Source organism: Rufibacter ruber (assembly GCF_001647275.1).
Classification (GTDB): Bacteria; Bacteroidota; Bacteroidia; order Cytophagales; family Hymenobacteraceae; genus Nibribacter; species Nibribacter ruber_C.
In genome coordinates, this window is record NZ_LRMM01000057.1 from 16,660 (window position 1) to 36,199 (window position 19,540).

The following is a 19,540-nucleotide window of genomic DNA, read 5'->3' on the forward strand; positions in this document are numbered from 1 at the left end:
CCCTCACCTGCGCAAAAATTCTGTTTTTTGGCTGTTTTCAAAAACAAGGCCAAAAACAGCCAATGATCAAGCAGCAATAGAAATTAATCTTGCTACCTCTACAGGAAACTATTTGCTGATTTTCACCTTCACAGGGTTGGCCAGCTCTTCTGCCAGCTGCGCCAGGTACTGGTGAAACTGCTCTTCTGTCTTGATCCCGTTTTGCTCCAGCTCCCACGCAGCCAGAAAATAATATTGGGCCTGCCCGTTGGTGGGTTTTAACAGCACCACATGGTTCAGCGGGTCTTCAGTGATGGAGAGCAGGTCCTGGGGTTTGAACAGCACGGCTATTCCCACATTGTCTGGGGGAGAGTTTAAGCTTTGCGGCCCATAGGTGGCAATGTAGCCGTATCTTTTGCCCGCCTCCCCTTTAGAGGACACGAATTTAGCGGCTTTGTCTTTGATGAGTCCGGTGCTGATGTTCTGCGGTTGCCCCCGCTCCAGGCGCATCTGATGGTGCGTGGCTCTGGTGCCGGCATGAATACTCAACTGGGAGTGTACATTCAGCTTGAGGCCCGCTACCTGCCAGCCGTAATAGTCAGTGAGGATAGAAGAATAAACAGGTCCGTTTTGCAGGATTCTGGCATAGGTGCTGTCTGTCTTCTCTACCCGTACCGCTTTGCCCTGGTCAAACATGGCTAATGAGCCAACGCCTAAGGCTTTGCCCACCTTCAGGACATCCATGCCCCACGGCTGTAGGTTGTGGTAAGAATCATACCCATCTTGCCCTACCTGCTGGAGCACCATGTTTGCTGTTCTTTTGCCAAACACATCTACCCCGTTTCGCCAATCCAGGTAAAAGCGGTAGCCCACTTTGTCTGACTCCCACCCCGGCCCCTCGTAACGCAGGTAATAAGAATGGTCTGTGAGCTCATCTGGTACGCGCAGGGAGTCTATATTCTGAAAAGTGCCACCCAGGTATTTCCGGTTCTCCCAGCGGCCTCCTACTTTCTTGGAAAGCTCAGCCTGGGTGCGTTTGGGGTAGTTTCTTTTGTTGCTGCCTGTAGGGTTGAAGTGGATGGTCAGCTTACGCGTCTCCCCGGCTTTCATGTTCTCCAGCACCAGCGCAACGCCTTTGTTGAAGTGGTCTTTGCCGTTGTACTGGCTAGGGATTTCTGTTGGGCCGTCCATGACCACAAAGGCCTCTGGGTTAAATTGGGGGTTGTTTTTGCGAAGCTCCTCCCCGTCTACCAATACCAGGCTGCTCTCCCGCCCACGGTTCAAAGGATTGGTTACCTGTATTGTAAATGACTTCGGAAATTCTGAAGAGGCGGCAGGTTGGGTAGTGGCACAGCTGGTGCTAAACAGTAGCAGAAAGGCTGAGACCCCATTTACCCAATTTTTAAAACTTCTATTCATGGTACACTTCTGTTGTAAATAAACTCCAGCATTGCTGCTGTGGTATTTGCCCCATCGCCCATACACCGGCATGACCTGTTTTTGGGCTGTTTTCTCAAATATAGCCTAAAAAAGGGAAGGGAACTGGTTACTGCTTCTGCCCTTGGGTGATGGGTTTAACCAGGCTGTTGATATACACCTCTACATTGTCATAGGCAGTGCTCAGGTTTCTTTCATTGGCATTGGCCTTGGCGGGATCTAACTTATTTGCTCTTTCCCAATCATCTGGCATGCCATCACGGTCAGTGTCTACCGGAGCCGGGGCCGTCTGCAGCGCTGGCCAGCCACCCACATCAGCGTGGCTGTCAATAATTCCGTTGGTACTGCCTTTGGAGCCCGGAAAACTGAAGGTTGTATTTTTCACATTTTCCAGAATTCGCACGTCCACGGCATCTCTTTTCAAAGACGCACCCGCCCATGCTAAAACCCGGGTATAAGCATCCTGGGCACTATGGGTTGCCACGTTCTTATTGATAGAATGGGCAACTGCCAATTTCATGGCATTTTTTTCTGCCTCTGGAACGGTACCGTAACTCTCATGAAACTGATTGAATACGCCATACGCCCAGTTATCAGCAGTGGCTCTGGTGCTTCCTTCAACGTAATTCCCATCAATGAAGAACTTCCCCCAGGTGTCAAACACTTCTGTTCCAACATTCTTGTTTTTGTCAGGAGAGAAGATTCTTTCTTTTTTAGTAGTGGCTGGCCCTGGTTTATAGTAGTTGCTCACAATATTGATATTCATCGCTTCCCCTCCGTAGGCACTATTGGTGGGCCCCCAATTGTAGATGACGTTGTTGCGCACGTCAACCAGATCTGTCAACGCAAATGCTTTGCCAGCCTCTTCTCCAAATCTTGGATTCCGGCTGTCATGGTGGGCAACCAAATTATGGTGAAAAGTAGCCTTCTTTCCTCCCCAGATGCCGGCATACCCGTGTGCCCCTTTGTCATGCACAGAGTTTTTCAGGCTTTCTGCAATAATGCTCCACTGCAGGGTGAAATTCTCGTTGGCGTAGAACGATACACACTCATCTGTGGACCAGCTCATGGAACAATGGTCAATGATAATGTTCTTTCTGAATCGCCCACCTACAGCATCTGCTTCCTGCGCTCCCTCATCACCCATTCTAAACCGCAAAAACCGGATCATCACGTTGTCTGCATTCACAGTAACGGGGAAGCTTTTAAGAGTTATGCCATCACCGGGAGCCGTTTGTCCTGCAATGGTTACGTTCCCGTTGTTGATTGTGAGGTTAGACTGCAGCTCAATGGTACCAGAAACCTTAAATAAGATGATCCTGGCACCAGACAAACTAATGGCTTCCCGTAAACTGCCAGCCCCACTGTCATTCAGGTTGGTCACATACACCACAGCTCCCCCTCTACCTCCCGTCACATCCTTCCCAAAGCCTTCTGCCCCAGGAAAAGCCAAGGGTGCTTCCACCACAGGCGTTGGGGTTTCAGTTGGTGAAATAGGCTCAGGTTCCTCTTTGGGTTCTCCTTTGCAGCAGGTAAAGGAAAGATTAACCATAATACCCAAAAGTGTCAAAAATTTACTGACATTGAGGTGTTTGAATTGCATATGTCAGAAAGAAATTACCAGGTGCAGGAAATGTTCCCCACACCTAGTGCTTATCTTAAATTTATCTCCATCTAGGATCACCAGCCGTTACATTGGTAGGCATTCCGGGGAAGTTGGCATCTTTAATTTTAAAATTCCCATTCTTAGGATCCTGCCACAAAGCCAGAGAGGTACCGCTGTAGGCTTTTATTCCGGGAATTGGAAACGCCCCAGTGGCAGCAAGAACATAGTCAGACGTAGTGTAGCTGTTATTTGCTTCTACTGCAGTACTAGTTCCAACTCTGACCCCCCTTACAGATTGGTTACCCGCTTTCCCTATTCCTAAAATTGTATTATTAATTTTAACACCCTGAGACACATTATTGCTTCCTGTAGTGGAGTAGTCAACCAGGTAGTTGTTCGCTAGTGGAGACTCATTAACTGTTACATTCTCAAATAAAACTGACGTTGAATTGTTTCTGCTTACAACTATCTTCTCAGCCTTATAAATAGTGGTGTTTTTTATTACTATGTTCTGCGCCTGGCTAGTGGCAACATCAACGTTTATTACACCATAGCTACCAAGGCTGTCAACTATACTATTGTTCATAGTAAAATTTGTTATGACAGTAGGAGCAGATTGTAATCTAACTATGCCCCTGAATTTGCCAGCTCTCACATTTTCAAAGGTCATTGTACCAATAGTAGAGGTTTTGTTTATATTAAACACATACTTTGCAGTAGCATCACTCCCTGTCAGTACTACATCTCTGAAAATTATATAATCAATATTACTTCCCTCAGCAATAGCAAAGTTGCTAGTAAAATAAACAGAAGCTAAATTGGGTTCTGTCAAATCTGTGCCACTAGTGATGGTGACAGATTTGTTAAGCAATGTTTCTGCAGAAATATTATACGTTTGACCTCTCTTAAGAATAATTGTACTACCATTAGGTATTTGAGTAATGGTATCTTGTAATACAGATGGTCTACCTGTGATTCCTCTTAGATCAACAATGTTTCCGGAAAGTGGTTCTTTGGTTTGGAAAGTGGTTACACCATTTGATTTAGTTCCTGCAAATATCTCAGCTCTGTAATTTGCACCTGAGGTTAAACCATCTACTATCAAAAAACCAGAGGTAAGATCTGATGGAGAGAGAGTAATTTCTCTTGCCGTTCCGCCTGTTGGCGTTACTACTACCCTGGTGGTATTTGGTCTTGCAATAAAACGAAGCCGTACAGATCTATCTGTAATATCTTCTGATTTCACAGGAACATCAGTAAATAATTGAATACCCCTAATAGAAAACCCGTTACTTGTTAACCATTTAGACTCTGGCGTATCTCCCTTCGCGTTTGTCTTGATACGGGCAAACAACTTCTGTTTAATCGGGATATTATCATCTGTTAGTGTGATGGCCGCAGTATCAGCAACTGCAGAATAGATGACAGGTGTTGCAAATAAAGTATCTGCAGCTACTTCAACCGTGTAAGTAACACTTCCTGGCACAGTATTAGGCGGGGTTTTCCATGTTAGCTTTACAGAAGTTTCACCACTAGAGGAAGCTATTTGTCCTGCAGGCATAAACAAGCGAGAGGGAGTTAATTTTTCCTCCTCTTCATTACAGGAAACCAAGCTTAGCAGGAACAATACTGGATAAAATAACAACAAAAACTTTGAATACTTCTTTTTCATGTCTTTAACTTTTAATAATCAACATCTTGATTAATAGCCATAATCTTGGGTAAGCCTGAAATTAGCGTTCAAAGCACCGGTGGGTATTGGGAAAAGCTCTGACTTATTTGCAGTAAATTGGCTTGCGAATGCTCTATCTGGTCCAGAAATGTGCAGATCTGTAATTGCAGCTCTCCAATTTACTTTCTCATACCCTGACCCCTCTGGAGCAGTAGCAGTTGGTGCAGGTTGGTACATGACCTGATTCACATTTCCAGATATAGGCGCTCCATTTGTTCCTATTCCTGCTAATAATTGAAAGCTGAGGGCCTCTTCATGGGCTGTTACATTTCTTCCTAGCAGTTGATTAGGCTTAAAGAAAACATGTTGTGGAACATTAGCATAACGACCACTGCCTTCTTTCATAGCAAGCATCTTTGCTCTTGTCTCTATAATTGTGGATTCTAATAAATTCCAACGGATTAGATCATATTTACGAATGCCTTCACCTCCAAACTCTAAAAGCCTCTCTTTCACAATCGCTTTAAAAAATACGGGTTTAGTTGTAGGAGTAGTACCCATTCTATTTTCCCATTGATCAAAAAAAGCACGTTTTCTAACTTCTTCAAATGCAGCAATAGCTTCTAAAGTAGGTCCACTCAACTCGTTCTCTGCCTCAGCAAACATCAATAAGACATCTGCATATCTAATAAGTGGCCAGTTAATACCTAGTGTTTGAATTAAACCGTTAAAATTTGTCCAATATTTTCTAAACTTGCCCTCTCTCATTAATAGTGGAGTGGTGAGTGTCTTATTATTATTTGCCTCAACAGCAAAATAAGCTAACGTTACATCTCTTCTAGAATCCCCTATGGAATCAAACTCATAGAAATAAGTAGGAACAGCTTCAATCAATCCATTTGCCTGACCATAATTAGGATTTGCTTGATTAATTCTTGGCCCATTGGCATAACCCAACTTTGTATCAGTCTGTGTACCTCCGCCGTAGGCTCCTACTTCCCAAATCAATTCTCTATTAGCCCCAGCAGATCTTGAGCTGCCATGTAGCGCTCTAAACACATCTTCATAAACTGGACTTAAGCCATTCTCATTCTTCAAAATAATATCACGACATTCTTTTCTAGCAATTGCATAGAAGTCTTGATAATTACTTCTGCGTTCCATCTTTTTTGTATCTCTCCTAAGAGAGTACCCTCCTCTTGCCAAAGCAATTCTTGCTCGTAAAGCCTTAACAGCGGCTTTGCTTACTCTGGTAGACGGCTCACCAGTTTCTGAACGCCAAGGAACTAAATCTGCAGCCTGAGCCAAATCAGCCAATAACTGATCATATATTTCATCCTGATTTGTTTTAGTGATATAAAGATCAGGAATATCAGAAGAAGGCTGGAATTGAGCTGGAACATCTCCCCAGTTGCGTACAAGCTCATAATAAAACTGAGCTCTCAAGGTCAATGCTTCCCCTAAAAACTTTCGCATTTTAGCTTGTTCACTTGCTGTACCACTTGTATAAAGAGGTGATAAGGGAATATTTTTTATACAAATATTTGCTCTCTCAATACCAGCATATAATTGATTAAAAGGACGCTCTAATTCAGTATTGCCTGGTGAAACACCATAGTGGGCAATTCCTTGTCTTCCTTGTGTATTTTGATCCCCACTAATTCTAAAATCATCTGCTGCATTAGGAAAAATGATAGAAATCCTATTGCCATACCCATGATCTCCTGGAAGCTGGTTATATACACCAACCAAAGCAGATTCTGTATTAGAAATACTCGCAAAGATTGCATCCTGCGTTAATGTAGAATCATTCTCAATTGTAAGAAACTCTTCACAACCTGATAATGTTAATACTCCCCCAATTGTAGTTGCAAGAAGTAGAGACTTAATATATTTAGTATTCATGGCTCTGTTTAAATATTTTTAAAAAGTAACATTCACCCCACCTAAGACATAACGGCTCCTAGGATAAGCTGCATGATCTACACCTGGTGTCAATCCAGTTCTTCTTCTCGTATTTGCTTCAGGGTCATAACCTGAATATCCTGTTATGGTAGCCAAGTTATTAACTGTTGCATACACTCTAAATTTAGAAATAACTCTAGTCCTCTTTAATAGTGACTCTGGCAATGAATATCCTAAGGTCAAATTTGATATTCTTAAATAGGATCCGTCTTCAATTGCGAATGAATGCAGAAAGTAATTACCTCTTACCGGTGTCCAATACTTAGCATCTTTATTCATTTCAGCTAATTGCTCTGGATTTGTAACTAACAGACCATTATTATCATACCAATTCCAGCGGTCACGCATAAAAGACAGCATATTATTATCCCTTGTTTCATACAGTGTAGTAAACTCCAACTTATTGGCATTATATACTTTTGCTCCGTATGAGAAATTAAGGAATATACTCAAATCAAAACCTTTATAGGTTAATTGTTGATTTAATCCACCGAAAAACTTAGGTTGGTTATTTCCTAAAACAGTTCTATCATCTGCTCCTACCATTGAAGTACCATTATCAGGGGTTAAATCTTTTAATTTAAGATCACCTGGCTGTGGTGCTCTATTACCTAAAGCTATTTCCCTACTATTAGCTATACCGTCTTTCAACACATATGTCCAAGAGTTAGAAGCTGCATTGTAAGTAGAATTAAAATCTTCAAGTTTATAGTAACCATCAGTTACATAACCATAAAACTGCCCCACAGGGCCACCAACTTGAACTAAGAAATCATTGTATGTGACAGATTGTGTTGGCAACCATCCAGAAGGGAAAGGATATGATTTCAAAGGTTGTCCAGAAGGATCAATTCCTAGGCTCATAATTCTGTTCTTCTGATGTGTAATATTGAAATTTGCTGTCCAGGTAAAATCGCCTTTATCCATTACTACTCCATCTAACTGAAGCTCTACCCCTCTATTGCGGGTTTCACCTACGTTCTGAAGCTGGCGGGTATAACCACTAGTTGGTGGTATTTGCGCTTCAATCAAAAGGTCATTTGTCGTATTCTCATAAACATCAATGCTGGCATTCAACCTGCTATTCCACAAGGACATATCTACCCCTAAATTTTTTGACATAGTTGTTTCCCAGACCAAAGCTCTGTTTGCCAAAATTGGCGCATAATAACCTGGAGTAACAGATTCACTAAATGCATACCCATAGTCAGCACTAGCACTGAAATTAGATCTCCACTGATCTGGATCTATACGGTTATTACCAACTGCTCCATATCCAAACCTTAGTTTGAGATCATTTAACCAGCTTTTGGTATTAGCCATAAAGCTTTCCTCTCCAACATGCCAAGCCAATGAAACAGTTGGGAAATAACCCACCTTGTTTTCAGGAGCAAACAACGAAGAAGCATCACGTCTTAGAGCAAAATTTAATCTGTATTTTTCTCTAAAATTATAACCAACAGAACTAAACAAAGAGAAAAGAGCTTCTCCAGTTATAAATGTTGTAGCAGGTGATTGAATAGCATTTGCGGGAGGTGTAGCTTTGTCAATACCTGCAAAGGCTTGCTCAGGAGTAATGTCAACTGGCAGCCATCTCACTGCTACGCCATAATCCTCCCTATTCCTTTTCCAGGTTTCCTGCCCTACTAATACATTTATTTTGTGATCTTCTCCAAAAGAAGCACGGTAATTCAAGGTATTTGAGTTCGTGTAAGTTAGCGCCTTTCTATCTGTCAAGTTTACTATGGGTTGACCATTTTCTCTTAATGCAGATGAGGTGGCAGGGCCAAAGAACTCATTTACTCTTCTTTCACCTGAGGTAACCCCAAATACACTTTTAAAAGTTAAATTCTTGATTAGATCTAAACTAAAATAGCCATTTAAGATAATGTCATTACGCTTATCATACCGTAATTCTTGTCTTGCTAAAAGAACAGGGCTGATCAAGTTAGAAAACTCATAATCTATTGGATCAAATTCATTAACCTGATCTTCAAATCCTGGAGCGACAAAAGGTCTGAATCTCACAGCATTTCTCAACCGGCTAAACCCTACATTACCTGTAGACGACGAACCAGTACCCTCAATTTCTTGACGGCTATAGCGGGTAGTAAAACCAATCTTAAATCTATCGTTAACTTTATGGTCAAACTTAAGGGAGGCAAGTGTACGAACATTGCCAGAATTAATCATAATACCTTCTTCATCAACATGATTAAGTGTGATATTAAAGGAAGTTGTTTTACTTCCCCCAGTCACACCTAAAATGTGATTTTGGCTAACAGCAGCTCTACCAAAAACTTCTTCCTGCCAATCAGTTTTAGGCATACTGCGATATATATCTAAATCCTCAAAGCGACCATAGCGATCCCGAAAGCTCTCCCGTGATCGCTCATCTCTATTATAGTTATATACTTGATACTGATATAAGGCAAAATCATAAGGATCCATTACATCTAGCTTCTTAACTATTTGCCTTACACCTACAAATCCATTATAAGTAACCTGGGTGGGCATATCTCGGCCACCTTTGGTAGTGATTACAATTACCCCGTTAGATCCCCTCGCTCCATAAATAGCAGTTGACGCGGCGTCTTTTAACACATCAACAGATTGAATTTCTTGAGGAGAAAGAAAGTTCAGAGCGTTCTCTACCTGAATACCATCTACGATATACAATGGCTCGTTACTCTGAGTAATAGAATTACCACCTCTTACCCGTATGGTCACTTCAGCTCCTGGCTGCCCTTCAGAAGAAGTAACCTGAACGCCAGCCAACCTTCCTGCTAAGGCGTCTGCTGCTGTGCTCACTGGTATATCCTGCAATTGCTTGGCATTCACCGAAGACACCGAACTGGTTAATTCCTTCCTAGTTACTGTCTGATAACCAACCACCACCACTTCATCAACAAATTTTGTATCAGATGACAATGACACATTAACAGTTGACTTCCCGGCAATAGCCACTTCTTTTGGCTGAAACCCAATATAGGAGAACACCAGCGTACCGTTCAGGTTTGGAACGGTCAGGGTGTAGTTTCCCTCAACGTCAGTAGCGTTTGCCGTGGTGGTTCCTTTTAACAGAACCGTCACACCGGGCAAGCCCTCCCCCTTTTCATCGGTCACTTTCCCTTGAACAGTAGCAGACTGCGCAAAGGCTCCTAACACGGCGTAAAAGAACAGAGGCAGCACCAGCAAGTACCGGATCTTCTTTTGTAAGGCTTGTTGCATAGGTAACAATTTGAAATTTTGTTAATGATTAGGATAAGTATTTTCAACGGACGGTTAAACAGGTAAACTGCGCAACCGATTGCATATTTAACACATTTTAAATTCTTTCACAAAAAAAACCTGTTGTTTTTTAGCAGTTTTCTAAAACACCCCTCCCAGAGTACGTATTTTTAACATATTTTAATCTCACCCTCTTTTCCACAGAAACCCTTTCAATAATCTTTTCCAACCTTTTCCTTCCCCACTTTTATACATTGTATTAATAAATTTGTAATTTGCGCAAACGATTACATCAATCTGCCTAGAATTATGAGCATACACCACACCACCAGGCACGCCATACACCCGGCTGATGCGAAAGGGTATGACACCCAAAAACTACGGGAAGCTTTCCTGATTGAAAACCTCTTCAGAAAGGATGCGATAGAATTGGTGTACACTTTATATGACCGCCTGATAGTAGGCGGCGTGCACCCCGTGAACTCTCCGGTAAAATTGGAAACAATCCCCACCCTCAGATCAGACTACTTCCTGGACCGCCGGGAAATGGGCATCATTAACGTAGGTGCTCCGGGCACTGTCACTGTAGATGGCCAGGAATTTTCTCTTGAAACGAAAGAAGCTTTATATATAGGCAAAGGTGCCAAAGACGTAGTTTTTCATCCGGCCGCAAACGGTACCGCCTATTTTTATTTCAACTCAGCCCCTGCCCACCACACTTATCCTACTAAAAAAGTAAGTTTAGCCGAAGCGGAAACGGTGGAATTGGGCTCTCTGGAAAACTCTAACCACCGCACCATTAGAAAAGTGTTGATCAATTCTGTGGTAGAGACCTGCCAGCTGCAGATGGGAGTGACCGAACTGAAACCCGGCAGTGTCTGGAACACCATGCCAGCGCATACCCACGACCGCCGCATGGAGGCGTACTTCTACTTTGAACTTCCAGAAGACCAGACGGTTTGCCATTTCATGGGAGAACCCCAGGAGACCAGACACCTCTGGGTAAAGAACCACCAAGCCATCATTTCTCCACCCTGGTCCATTCACTCTGGCGCCGGCACCTCTAACTATACCTTTATCTGGGGCATGGCCGGTGAAAACCTGGATTACAATGACATGGACAAAGTGGCCCCTACTGATTTAAAATAGTATTACAATGCTGAATTTATTTGACCTTTCCGGGAAAACTGCCCTAGTCACCGGCGCCACCCATGGTTTGGGCATGGCCATGGCAACTGCCCTGGGTAAAGCGGGCGCCACGCTAGTAGTCAACGGCAACACGCCAGAGAAAATGGAAAAAGCGTTGCAGGCGTACCAGGCAGAAGGACTCTCGGTGAAAGGGTATCTTTTTGACGTGACCAATGAAGGATTAGTGAAGGAGAACGTGGCGCGTATTGAGCAGGAAATGGGCCCAATTGACATTCTAGTGAACAACGCCGGCATGATCAAACGGATTCCGGCACTTGAGATGGAGGTAGAAGATTTCAGAAAAGTCTTAGATGTTGACCTTACCGGACCTTTCATCATGTCAAAGCACGTGGGCAAGTACATGGTGGAGCGCAAGCGCGGGAAAATTATCAACATCTGCTCCATGATGAGCGAACTGGGCCGTGATACAGTCTCTGCGTACGCGGCGGCAAAAGGAGGTCTAAAAATGCTCACCCGCAACCTGGCCACAGAATGGGCCAAGCACAACGTACAGGTCAATGGCATTGGCCCCGGATATTTTGCCACCGACCAGACAGCCCCTATCAGGGTAGATGGCCACCCGTTCAATGAATTTATCATTCACCGCACCCGGCCGGTAGATGGGGAAACCCTGAGGACCTGGCAGGTGCCACCATTTTCTTGTCCAGCAAAGCCAGTGATTTTGTCAACGGCCAAATCTTATATGTAGATGGGGGCATTTTGGCTACCATTGGAAAACCAAGCAACGAACGGTAATTTTAAGCAACAACTTTTTTGAGTTAGATCTTTAAACTCACTGCTTTTATGGCCACTAAAACCAAAGTAACCATTCATGATATTGCTGAAAAGCTGAATATCACGGCCTCTACCGTCTCCAGGGCATTGAATGACAACCCCAGAATCAGCGAGGTCACCAAGAAGGCAGTCTTGAAAGCAGCCAAGCAGCTGAATTACCAGCCTAACAATATTGCGGCCGCTTTACGCAACGGCAAAAGTTACATCATAGGCATCATTGTGCCCACCGCAGACCGCGCGTTCTTTGCCTCTGTGGTCAGAGGAATTGAGGAAATTGCCAATAAACTTAACTACAAGGTGATCATCTCCCAGTCTTATGACAACTATGAGAAGGAGGTGCAAACCATTGATGCCTTATTGAGTGCACGGGTAGACGGCATCATTGCCTCTATTGGGAAGAACACAGAGAACTTTGACCACTTCAAACGGCCCCAGGAGAAAGGAATCCCGCTGGTTTTGTTTGACCGTACCACAGATGCGCTGGAGGTAAGCCAGGTAATGATAGATGATTACCTGGGGGCCTACAAAGTAGTGGAGCATCTCATACAACAGGGGTGCCGCCGTATTGCCCACTTTACCAGCCCCAAAAAGGTGAGCGTGTTTAAAGAGCGTCTGAGGGGGTACATGGATGCCCTCCGGGATTACGAAATTCCCTTTCAGGAGGAGTTGGTCATCAAGAGCAACCTCCAGCTGGAAGATGGCCGCAGCGGCATGGAGCAACTCCTGCAACTGAAAGAATGGCCAGATGCTGTTTTCTCCGCCAGTGATTACGGTGCCATGGGGGCTATGCAGGTGCTGAAAGAGAGAAAGATTGCCGTTCCTGATGTGATTGCTTTAGCCGGGTTCGGGAATGAGCCGTTCACCTCTTTCTCAGACCCAGCCCTCACCACCGTTGACCAGTTCAGCCTGACCATGGGTAGAATCACCGCCGAACTCTTCTTTGAGAATTTTAAGGCGGGCCCTGACAAAAAATTGGTTCCGCAGAAGACCGTGCTCAAGCCTGAATTGATCATCAGGGGCTCCTCGCTTAAAGCAAAGGCACCCACTAAGAACACCAAAGCATAACAACTATTTCACCTGAAAAAGAGGTCACTCCTCAGAAGCAACCCAATCACCATTAGTAAGCTGAACCGTCAGTTCCAAAAGCAGAAACGTATGCAATCCTTAAACAGAAATACCGCCGGTGTCACCACCACCCACCCAGTGAAAGTCCTTCAATTTGGAGAAGGGAACTTCTTGAGAGGTTTTGTTGACTGGATGATTGACATCCTCAATGAGAAAACCTCCTTTCACGGTTCAGTGGAGATTGTACAGCCAATTGACAAAGGCATTGTGCATCTTCTGAACCAACAGGACGGACTTTACCATCTCATTCTGGAGGGGATTCAGAACGGTGAGGCCACTCAGGAAAGAAGACTTATCACGGCTGTTGCGGGCGGGCTGAACCCATATGCTGATTATGAAGCTTACCTGCAGCGCGGGGAGAATCCAGAACTGGAATTCATCATCTCTAACACCACTGAGGCAGGTATCTGCTTTGACGCCGCTGATACTACGCCTGAGTCCATCCCAAGCAGCTTCCCTGGTAAATTAACTGCTCTGCTGTACCGCCGCTACACATATTTTAATGGGGCCTCAGACAAGGCGCTTACCATCATTCCGTGTGAACTGATTGAAAAGAACGGCGAAACCTTGCGTGACACAGTACTACAGTTTGCCAAACACTGGAACCTGCCAGAGGGCTTCAGCACCTGGATCCAGAATGACACTATCTTCTGCAATACCCTGGTAGACCGCATTGTTCCGGGCTTCCCGAAAGATACGATCAAGGAGATTCAGCAGGAAATAGGCTATGAAGACAACCTGGTGGTGAAAGCAGAGCCCTTCCACCTGTGGGTCATTGAGGCGCCCGCCTCTGTGGCAGCGGCCTTCCCTACAGAAAAGGCTGGTCTGCAGGTAAAGTTTGTAGAGGATCTCACCCCGTACCGCACCCGCAAAGTGCGTATCCTGAACGGCGCCCATACCGCTTTAGTACCGGTTGCCTATCTGCAGGGTTTACGTACGGTGAGAGAAGCGGTAGAAGATGAAAAAGCCGGCAAGTTCATCAGAGAAGCTATTTTTGAAGAGATCATTCCCACGCTTGACCTTTCAGCCCAGGAACTGAACCAGTTTGCCAATGATGTGATAGAGCGGTTCCAGAACCCGTTCATCCGGCATGAGCTGATGTCTATTGCCCTCAACTCCGTCTCTAAATACAAAGTAAGGGTGCTGCCTTCCGTACTGGAGTACATTCACAGAAAAGGCCAGCTGCCACAGCGTCTGCTGACCTCCCTGGCTGCCTTGATCCTGTTTTACAAAGGGGAGTGGAACGGAGAGCAGATCCCCTTGAATGACACAGCAGAGGTGTTATCCTTCTTCCAAAGCGCATGGGCCAAAGAAACGGCGGCTGAAACCGTTCATGCCGTACTGGCGAACCAGGACTTCTGGGAAACCGATCTCACCAGCGTGCCTGGCCTGGAACAGGCTGTACAGCAGGCATTAGAAAACCTTCAAGCTCAGGAGCAACTGCGCTCCGTTTAGAGGAACCATTTGATACTAAATCCTCCAAAAAGAGACGGCAATTAAAAAAGCTATCTGTTTTTGACCTATTTTCACAAAACTAGCCCAAAAACGCACCTCCAGTAACCAGGAGGTTGTGCCACTTTTTAGGCGGTTTCACTTAATCATAACCTAGATACCATGTCCTTTTTAGACGAAAACTTTCTTCTAGAGACTAAGACAGCCCAAAGGCTTTACCATGAGCATGCCAAACACATGCCCATTATAGATTACCACTGCCATCTTTCCCCGGAAGACATTGCCAATGACCGGAAGTTCCAGAACCTGACTAACATCTGGCTGGAAGGCGACCACTACAAATGGCGGGCTATGCGCACCAACGGCATTGCTGAAGAGTACTGCACCGGAGCAGCAGATGATTACGCAAAATTTGAGAAGTGGGCCCAGACGGTGCCTTACACCATGCGCAACCCTCTCTACCACTGGACGCACATGGAACTAAAAAGGCCGTTTGGCATTGAAAAAGTGCTGAAACCGGAAACAGCCCGTGAGATCTATGACGCCGCCACAGACATGCTGCAGTCAGATGAGTACAGTGTGCGCGGCATTTTAAAGAAAATGAACGTGGAAATCATCTGCACCACAGATGACCCGGTAGATTCATTAGAGCATCACCAGAAAATCAAGGCAGATGATTTCGGGCTGAAAGTATTGCCTACTTTCAGGGCAGACAAGGCCATGGCCATTGAAGATGCTGGCTTTTTAGCCTATCTGCAGAAACTGGAGCAGGTTTCAGGCGTTTCAATTTCTACTTACCAGGGGCTGCAGGATGCGTTGAAACAGCGTCATGATTTCTTCCATGCCCAAGGCTGCCGCCTGTCTGACCACGGGCTGGAAACCATTTACGCAGAAAACTACACAGACGAGGAAATCAATGCCATCTTCAGCAAAGCCCTCCAGAAACAGGCGCTGAGCAGCGAAGAGGTACTGAAGTTCAAATCTGCCATGCTGGTGTTCCTGGCCCTGATGGACCATTCCAAAAACTGGACCCAGCAGTTCCACCTGGGGGCCCTGCGCAACAACAACACCCGCATGATGCGGGAGTTAGGCCCAGATACCGGTTTTGATTCTATTGGTGATTTTGACGTAGCCAGGCCTCTGTCAAAGTTCATGGACAAACTGGACAACTCAAACCAGCTGGCCAAGACCATTCTGTACAACCTGAACCCGAGCCAGAACGAACTGTACGCCACCATGATTGGGAACTTCAATGATGGCAGCACACCCGGTAAGGTTCAATATGGTTCGGCGTGGTGGTTCCTGGATCAAAAAGACGGCATGGAGCGCCAGATGAACGCCCTCTCTAACATGGGCTTGCTGAGCCGCTTTGTAGGTATGCTCACAGACTCCAGAAGCTTCCTCTCCTACCCGCGCCACGAGTACTTCAGAAGAATTCTCTGCAACATGCTGGGCAACGACGTGGAGAGCGGACAGTTACCGGCTTCAGAGCTGGACTGGATTGGCCAGATGGTGGAGAACATCTGCTACAACAACGCAAAAAACTTCTTCAACTTTTAAGCAGCGGGCATGGGCAAGGTATTATCCTTTGGAGAACTGTTGTTGAGAATCTGCCCAGACGCAGAAGGGCAGTGGCTGCAGGAAAACAGCCTTCCCTTCTACGTAGGCGGGGCAGAACTGAATGTAGCCACCGCCCTTGCCCTCTGGGGTGTTCCTTCAGCGTACCTGACGGCATTGCCAGAGAACTTCCTTTCTGAGCAGCTGATGGGGTATATGCAGGAGCGGCAGATTGACACGTCGCCGGTTGTCCTTCAGGGGGAACGGGTAGGCCTATACTACTTACCCAAAGGCAAGGATGTGAAGAACGCGGGGGTGATTTATGACCGCGCCGGTTCTGCCTTTGCCGGCCTTACCACCGGTACCATCCAGTGGGACTCTGTTTTTGAAGGGGTGAGCTGGTTTCATTTCAGCGCAATTTGCCCCGCCATTAACCAGAACCTGGTAGACGTCTGCGCCCAAGCCCTGCAAGTGGCCACAGCCAAGGGCATCTTTGTTTCCCTGGACCTGAATTACCGCGCCAAGCTGTGGAAATATGGCAAAGAGCCGGTTGAGGTAATGCCAGCCCTGGCAGCGTCCTGTGACCTGATCATGGGCAATGTTTGGGCCGCTAACAAAATGTTGGGAATGCCCCTGCAGGAAGAGCTGGTACAGGACATTGAAAAAGAAAAGCTGGTGCAGCACGCACAGCTTACCTCAGAAGCCATTCTGCGCGAGTTCCCCAAATGCAAAACCGTAGCCAACACCTTTAGGTTTGACCACGGCCAAGGCATCAGGTATTTCACCACCCTTTACCACCAGAACGGGCTGCACGTCTCCCATGAATATGTGGCCGACCAGATCCTGGATAAAGTGGGCAGCGGCGACTGTTTCATGGCTGGCCTCATCTACGGGTTCTACCACGGCAAATCAGCCGCTGAGACGCTAGAATTTGCCACAGCGGCGGCCTTCAAGAAATTGTTCATTCTCAGTGATGCCACCACCAGCACTGTGGCAGACATTGAAGCAACCATCACCACCTATGCAAAATAGAGAAACCGCCCTGCAAGCTATCTTAGACCAGGGACTGCTCCCTCTGTTCTTCTATGAAGACGCTGAAGTAAGTCTGCAGGTCATCAAGACGCTCTACAACGCCGGTATCAGAACGCTGGAATACACCAACCGGGGGCCTGCCGCACTGGAGAACTTCAAGTTTCTAAAATCTAAGCTGAAGGATCTGCAAGACCTGCACCTGGGGATAGGCACCATTAAAACGGTGAAAGATGCAGAAGCTTTTTTGGCTGCAGACGCAGATTACATTGTCGCTCCCATTGTAGAACCGGCTGTTGGGCAACTGGTGGGTGAGGCGGGTATGCTGTGGATTCCCGGTTGCTTCACACCTACCGAGATACATACCGCGCAAACCGCAAAGGCGGCGCTGATCAAAATCTTCCCCGCCAACATTGTGGGTCCGGCCTTTATATCTTCTATCAGGGAACTGTTCCCCGGCCAGCTGTTCATGCCAACCGGTGGAGTAGAAATGGAGGCCGACAATATCAAGAGCTGGTTTAAAGCCGGGGTCTGTGCCGTAGGCATGGGCAGCAAGCTTATCAGCAAAGAGGTACTGGCGCAGCGTCAGTATGAACACCTGCACACACAAACCCAGGAGGCGATCCGGCTGGTTCAGGCAAACCGGCCTTAGCGCATGTTTACATTTGTCTTTTGCGCTGCAAATGTGTATCAAAAGAACCTGACATCGCATTTTTCTCCCACCATAGCGCGCTGCTATGCTGCTCAAAAAACGCTTCGTCAGAACCTTTCGCTCCCAAATTTCGCTCGCAAAACCAAAATTTAAACAAGCTCTTAACCCAAACACACAACCAAACGAAACAATCATATGTCTCTAACGCAACAAACAAAACTGGCGGACACCGCCCAGGAGAAGTTGGGCCGTTACCGGTGGACAATCTGCGGGCTGCTTTTTTTTGCCACCACGGTCAACTATCTGGACCGGCAGGTACTGAGCCTTTTACAACCCCTGTTAGCTGAAAAGTTTGGCTGGTCAAACACTGACTATGCCAACATTGCAGCGGTTTTCCAATTCACCTACGCCATCTCCATGCTGTTTGCCGGCCGTATTATTGACCGGCTGGGCACCAAATGGGGCTATGCCTGGGCGTTGATCATCTGGTCACTGGCGGCCATTCTTCACGCGTATGCTGAACCATTGGGCAGAGCCGTGAGCCCCGTTTTCACTGCCATTGGGTTTGCGGCCGTTCCGGTCTCAGTGCTGGGCTTTATGGTGGCCCGGGCTTTCTTAGGTTTTGGGGAGTCGGGTAACTTCCCGGCGGCCATCAAAGCCACTGCAGAGTATTTCCCTAAGAAAGAGCGCTCTTTTGCCACTGGTATTTTCAACTCCGGCTCCAACGTTGGGCCATTCTGGCACCGGTTACCGTTCCCTGGATTGCCTCTCACCTGGGCTGGGAATACACCTTCTTTATCATTGGAGCCATTGGTTTTCTCTGGCTGGCCTTCTGGTTCTATTATTATGAGATTCCAGACAAGCAAAAGAGGCTCTCAGCGGCAGAGCGGGCGTATATCAGCAGTGACAGTGAGCCCGTGCTGGAGCCAGACTCCACCGCTTCGGCTGAGAAAGTCTCCTGGTTCAAGCTGCTTAGCTATAAGCAGACGTGGGCTTTTGCTTTCGGTAAATTCATGACCGATGGTGTGTGGTGGTTCTTCCTGTTCTGGCTACCGGCTTATTTGAAGGCGCAGTACGGCTTAACAGGAACTGAAGTGATGCTGCCGTTAGGGATCCTCTACAGCATGACCATGTTCGGAAGCATTTTTGGGGGCTGGTTCCCGGTGTACTTCATTAACAAAGGCTATAATCCCTATGAAGGCAGAATGCGGGCCATGCTGGTGATTGCGCTATTCCCACTCCTGGTATTGGCGGCACAGCCGTTAGGGCATATCAGCTTCTGGTTCCCGGTGTTCTTTATTGGCATAGGGGCTTCCGCCCACCAGGCGTGGTCAGCCAACATCTTTACCACTGTGTCAGACATGTTCCCTAAAAAGTCAGTGGCCTCGGTTACCGGTATTGGCGGCATGGCCGGTGGTATTGGGGGCGTGGTAGTGACCAAGGTTGGGGGCTGGCTGTTTGACCACTATGAGAGCATTGGCCAAATTGAAACCGGCTATACCATCATGTTTGCATTCTGCGCCCTGGCCTACCTCATTGCCTGGTCTGTTATGAAATCACTAGTACCTAAGATGAAGCCAGTGGCTCTATAACCACACAATTCTCATAACAAAAAAGGCAGGGCAGCAAATCCTGCCTTTTTTGTTATGAAAAACTCTTCATGGAAGCTGGATGTACTTTCTGAAACTGCCGGGCAAAGGCACCCTGGAAAAGTACTTAACCATTCCATGCCTTCTGTTTTCGGGCTGTTTTTCGCCGTACCGGGACTGGTTTCTGAGCAACACGCCCCTCAACCTGGTGCTGGCCACGGCGCTGCTGTTCTGGAACCACCAAGGGCTTACGGTTAGAATGG

13 protein-coding genes and 2 pseudogenes are annotated in these 19,540 nt (G+C 46.4%); 10 read left to right on the plus strand and 5 right to left on the minus strand.

Annotation, left to right across the window (positions count from 1 at the left end):
* Nucleotides 1–108: 108 nt before the first annotated feature.
* The 5 genes from A8O25_RS17345 to A8O25_RS17365 form a co-directional block, all read right to left on the minus strand.
* Nucleotides 109–1,398, minus strand: coding sequence for a DUF4861 domain-containing protein (locus A8O25_RS17345; protein ID WP_066837450.1), 1,290 nt, complete (start codon nt 1,396–1,398; stop codon nt 109–111).
* A gap of 127 nt (nt 1,399–1,525) precedes the next feature.
* Nucleotides 1,526–2,884: a pectate lyase family protein gene (locus A8O25_RS17350; protein ID WP_241499070.1), complete on the minus strand. Its 1,359-nt coding sequence runs from the start codon at nt 2,882–2,884 to the stop codon at nt 1,526–1,528.
* A gap of 196 nt (nt 2,885–3,080) precedes the next feature.
* A complete protein-coding gene (locus A8O25_RS17355; protein WP_066837456.1) occupies nt 3,081–4,694 on the minus strand; it encodes a DUF5123 domain-containing protein in 1,614 nt (537 codons plus the stop codon).
* Between the two features lie 30 nt (nt 4,695–4,724).
* Entirely contained in the window at nt 4,725–6,599 is a 1,875-nt protein-coding gene (locus A8O25_RS17360) for a RagB/SusD family nutrient uptake outer membrane protein (protein WP_066837459.1), read from the minus strand.
* Between the two features lie 18 nt (nt 6,600–6,617).
* Nucleotides 6,618–9,890: a SusC/RagA family TonB-linked outer membrane protein gene (locus A8O25_RS17365; RefSeq protein WP_066837462.1), complete on the minus strand. Its 3,273-nt coding sequence runs from the start codon at nt 9,888–9,890 to the stop codon at nt 6,618–6,620.
* A 309-nt stretch (nt 9,891–10,199) separates the two neighbouring features.
* On the opposite strand from A8O25_RS17365, the gene kduI reads away from it, so the two are divergent.
* The 10 genes and pseudogenes from kduI to A8O25_RS17410 all read left to right on the plus strand — a co-directional run.
* Nucleotides 10,200–11,039 carry a 5-dehydro-4-deoxy-D-glucuronate isomerase gene (gene kduI, locus A8O25_RS17370; RefSeq protein WP_066837464.1) on the plus strand — a complete coding sequence of 280 codons (840 nt, stop codon included), beginning with the start codon at nt 10,200–10,202 and terminating at the stop codon, nt 11,037–11,039.
* Nucleotides 11,040–11,118: 79 nt separating this feature from the next.
* Nucleotides 11,119–11,586, plus strand: a pseudogene (locus A8O25_RS24440) (SDR family NAD(P)-dependent oxidoreductase); the annotation flags it as partial.
* A gap of 146 nt (nt 11,587–11,732) precedes the next feature.
* Nucleotides 11,733–11,834: a hypothetical protein gene (locus A8O25_RS24445; RefSeq protein ID WP_479559383.1), complete on the plus strand. Its 102-nt coding sequence runs from the start codon at nt 11,733–11,735 to the stop codon at nt 11,832–11,834.
* A 48-nt stretch (nt 11,835–11,882) separates the two neighbouring features.
* On the plus strand, nt 11,883–12,938 hold the full coding sequence (locus A8O25_RS17380; RefSeq protein WP_066837466.1) for a LacI family DNA-binding transcriptional regulator: 1,056 nt from the start codon (nt 11,883–11,885) through the stop codon (nt 12,936–12,938).
* 90 nt (nt 12,939–13,028) lie between these two features.
* Nucleotides 13,029–14,453, plus strand: a complete 1,425-nt coding sequence (locus A8O25_RS17385) for a tagaturonate reductase (protein ID WP_066837468.1) — start codon at nt 13,029–13,031, stop codon at nt 14,451–14,453.
* Nucleotides 14,454–14,612: 159 nt separating this feature from the next.
* Nucleotides 14,613–16,010 (plus strand): glucuronate isomerase, encoded by a 1,398-nt coding sequence (uxaC, locus tag A8O25_RS17390; RefSeq protein WP_066837471.1) that lies wholly within the window; start codon nt 14,613–14,615, stop codon nt 16,008–16,010.
* A gap of 9 nt (nt 16,011–16,019) precedes the next feature.
* Nucleotides 16,020–17,039: a sugar kinase gene (locus A8O25_RS17395; RefSeq protein ID WP_066837474.1), complete on the plus strand. Its 1,020-nt coding sequence runs from the start codon at nt 16,020–16,022 to the stop codon at nt 17,037–17,039.
* Nucleotides 17,029–17,688 (plus strand): bifunctional 4-hydroxy-2-oxoglutarate aldolase/2-dehydro-3-deoxy-phosphogluconate aldolase, encoded by a 660-nt coding sequence (locus A8O25_RS17400; RefSeq protein ID WP_066837477.1) that lies wholly within the window; start codon nt 17,029–17,031, stop codon nt 17,686–17,688. Before A8O25_RS17395 ends, A8O25_RS17400 begins: the two co-directional genes overlap by 11 nt.
* A gap of 195 nt (nt 17,689–17,883) precedes the next feature.
* Nucleotides 17,884–19,280 (plus strand): annotated as a pseudogene (locus A8O25_RS17405) (MFS transporter).
* A gap of 79 nt (nt 19,281–19,359) precedes the next feature.
* On the plus strand, nt 19,360–19,540 hold a 181-nt coding region (locus A8O25_RS17410; protein ID WP_153042811.1), incomplete at its 3' end, for a hypothetical protein.

Bases quoted from the DNA above. Each gene is read 5' to 3' on its own strand.
- A8O25_RS17395 (WP_066837474.1), top strand. From the start codon at position 16,020: ATGGGCAAGGTATTATCCTTTGGAGAACTGTTGTTGAGAATCTGCCCA.
- A8O25_RS17355 (WP_066837456.1), bottom strand. From the start codon at position 4,694: ATGAAAAAGAAGTATTCAAAGTTTTTGTTGTTATTTTATCCAGTATTG.
- A8O25_RS17385 (WP_066837468.1), top strand. From the start codon at position 13,029: ATGCAATCCTTAAACAGAAATACCGCCGGTGTCACCACCACCCACCCA.
- kduI (WP_066837464.1), top strand. From the start codon at position 10,200: ATGAGCATACACCACACCACCAGGCACGCCATACACCCGGCTGATGCG.
- A8O25_RS17345 (WP_066837450.1), bottom strand. From the start codon at position 1,398: ATGAATAGAAGTTTTAAAAATTGGGTAAATGGGGTCTCAGCCTTTCTG.
- A8O25_RS17380 (WP_066837466.1), top strand. From the start codon at position 11,883: ATGGCCACTAAAACCAAAGTAACCATTCATGATATTGCTGAAAAGCTG.
- uxaC (WP_066837471.1), top strand. From the start codon at position 14,613: ATGTCCTTTTTAGACGAAAACTTTCTTCTAGAGACTAAGACAGCCCAA.
- A8O25_RS17360 (WP_066837459.1), bottom strand. From the start codon at position 6,599: ATGAATACTAAATATATTAAGTCTCTACTTCTTGCAACTACAATTGGG.
- A8O25_RS17365 (WP_066837462.1), bottom strand. From the start codon at position 9,890: ATGCAACAAGCCTTACAAAAGAAGATCCGGTACTTGCTGGTGCTGCCT.
- A8O25_RS17400 (WP_066837477.1), top strand. From the start codon at position 17,029: ATGCAAAATAGAGAAACCGCCCTGCAAGCTATCTTAGACCAGGGACTG.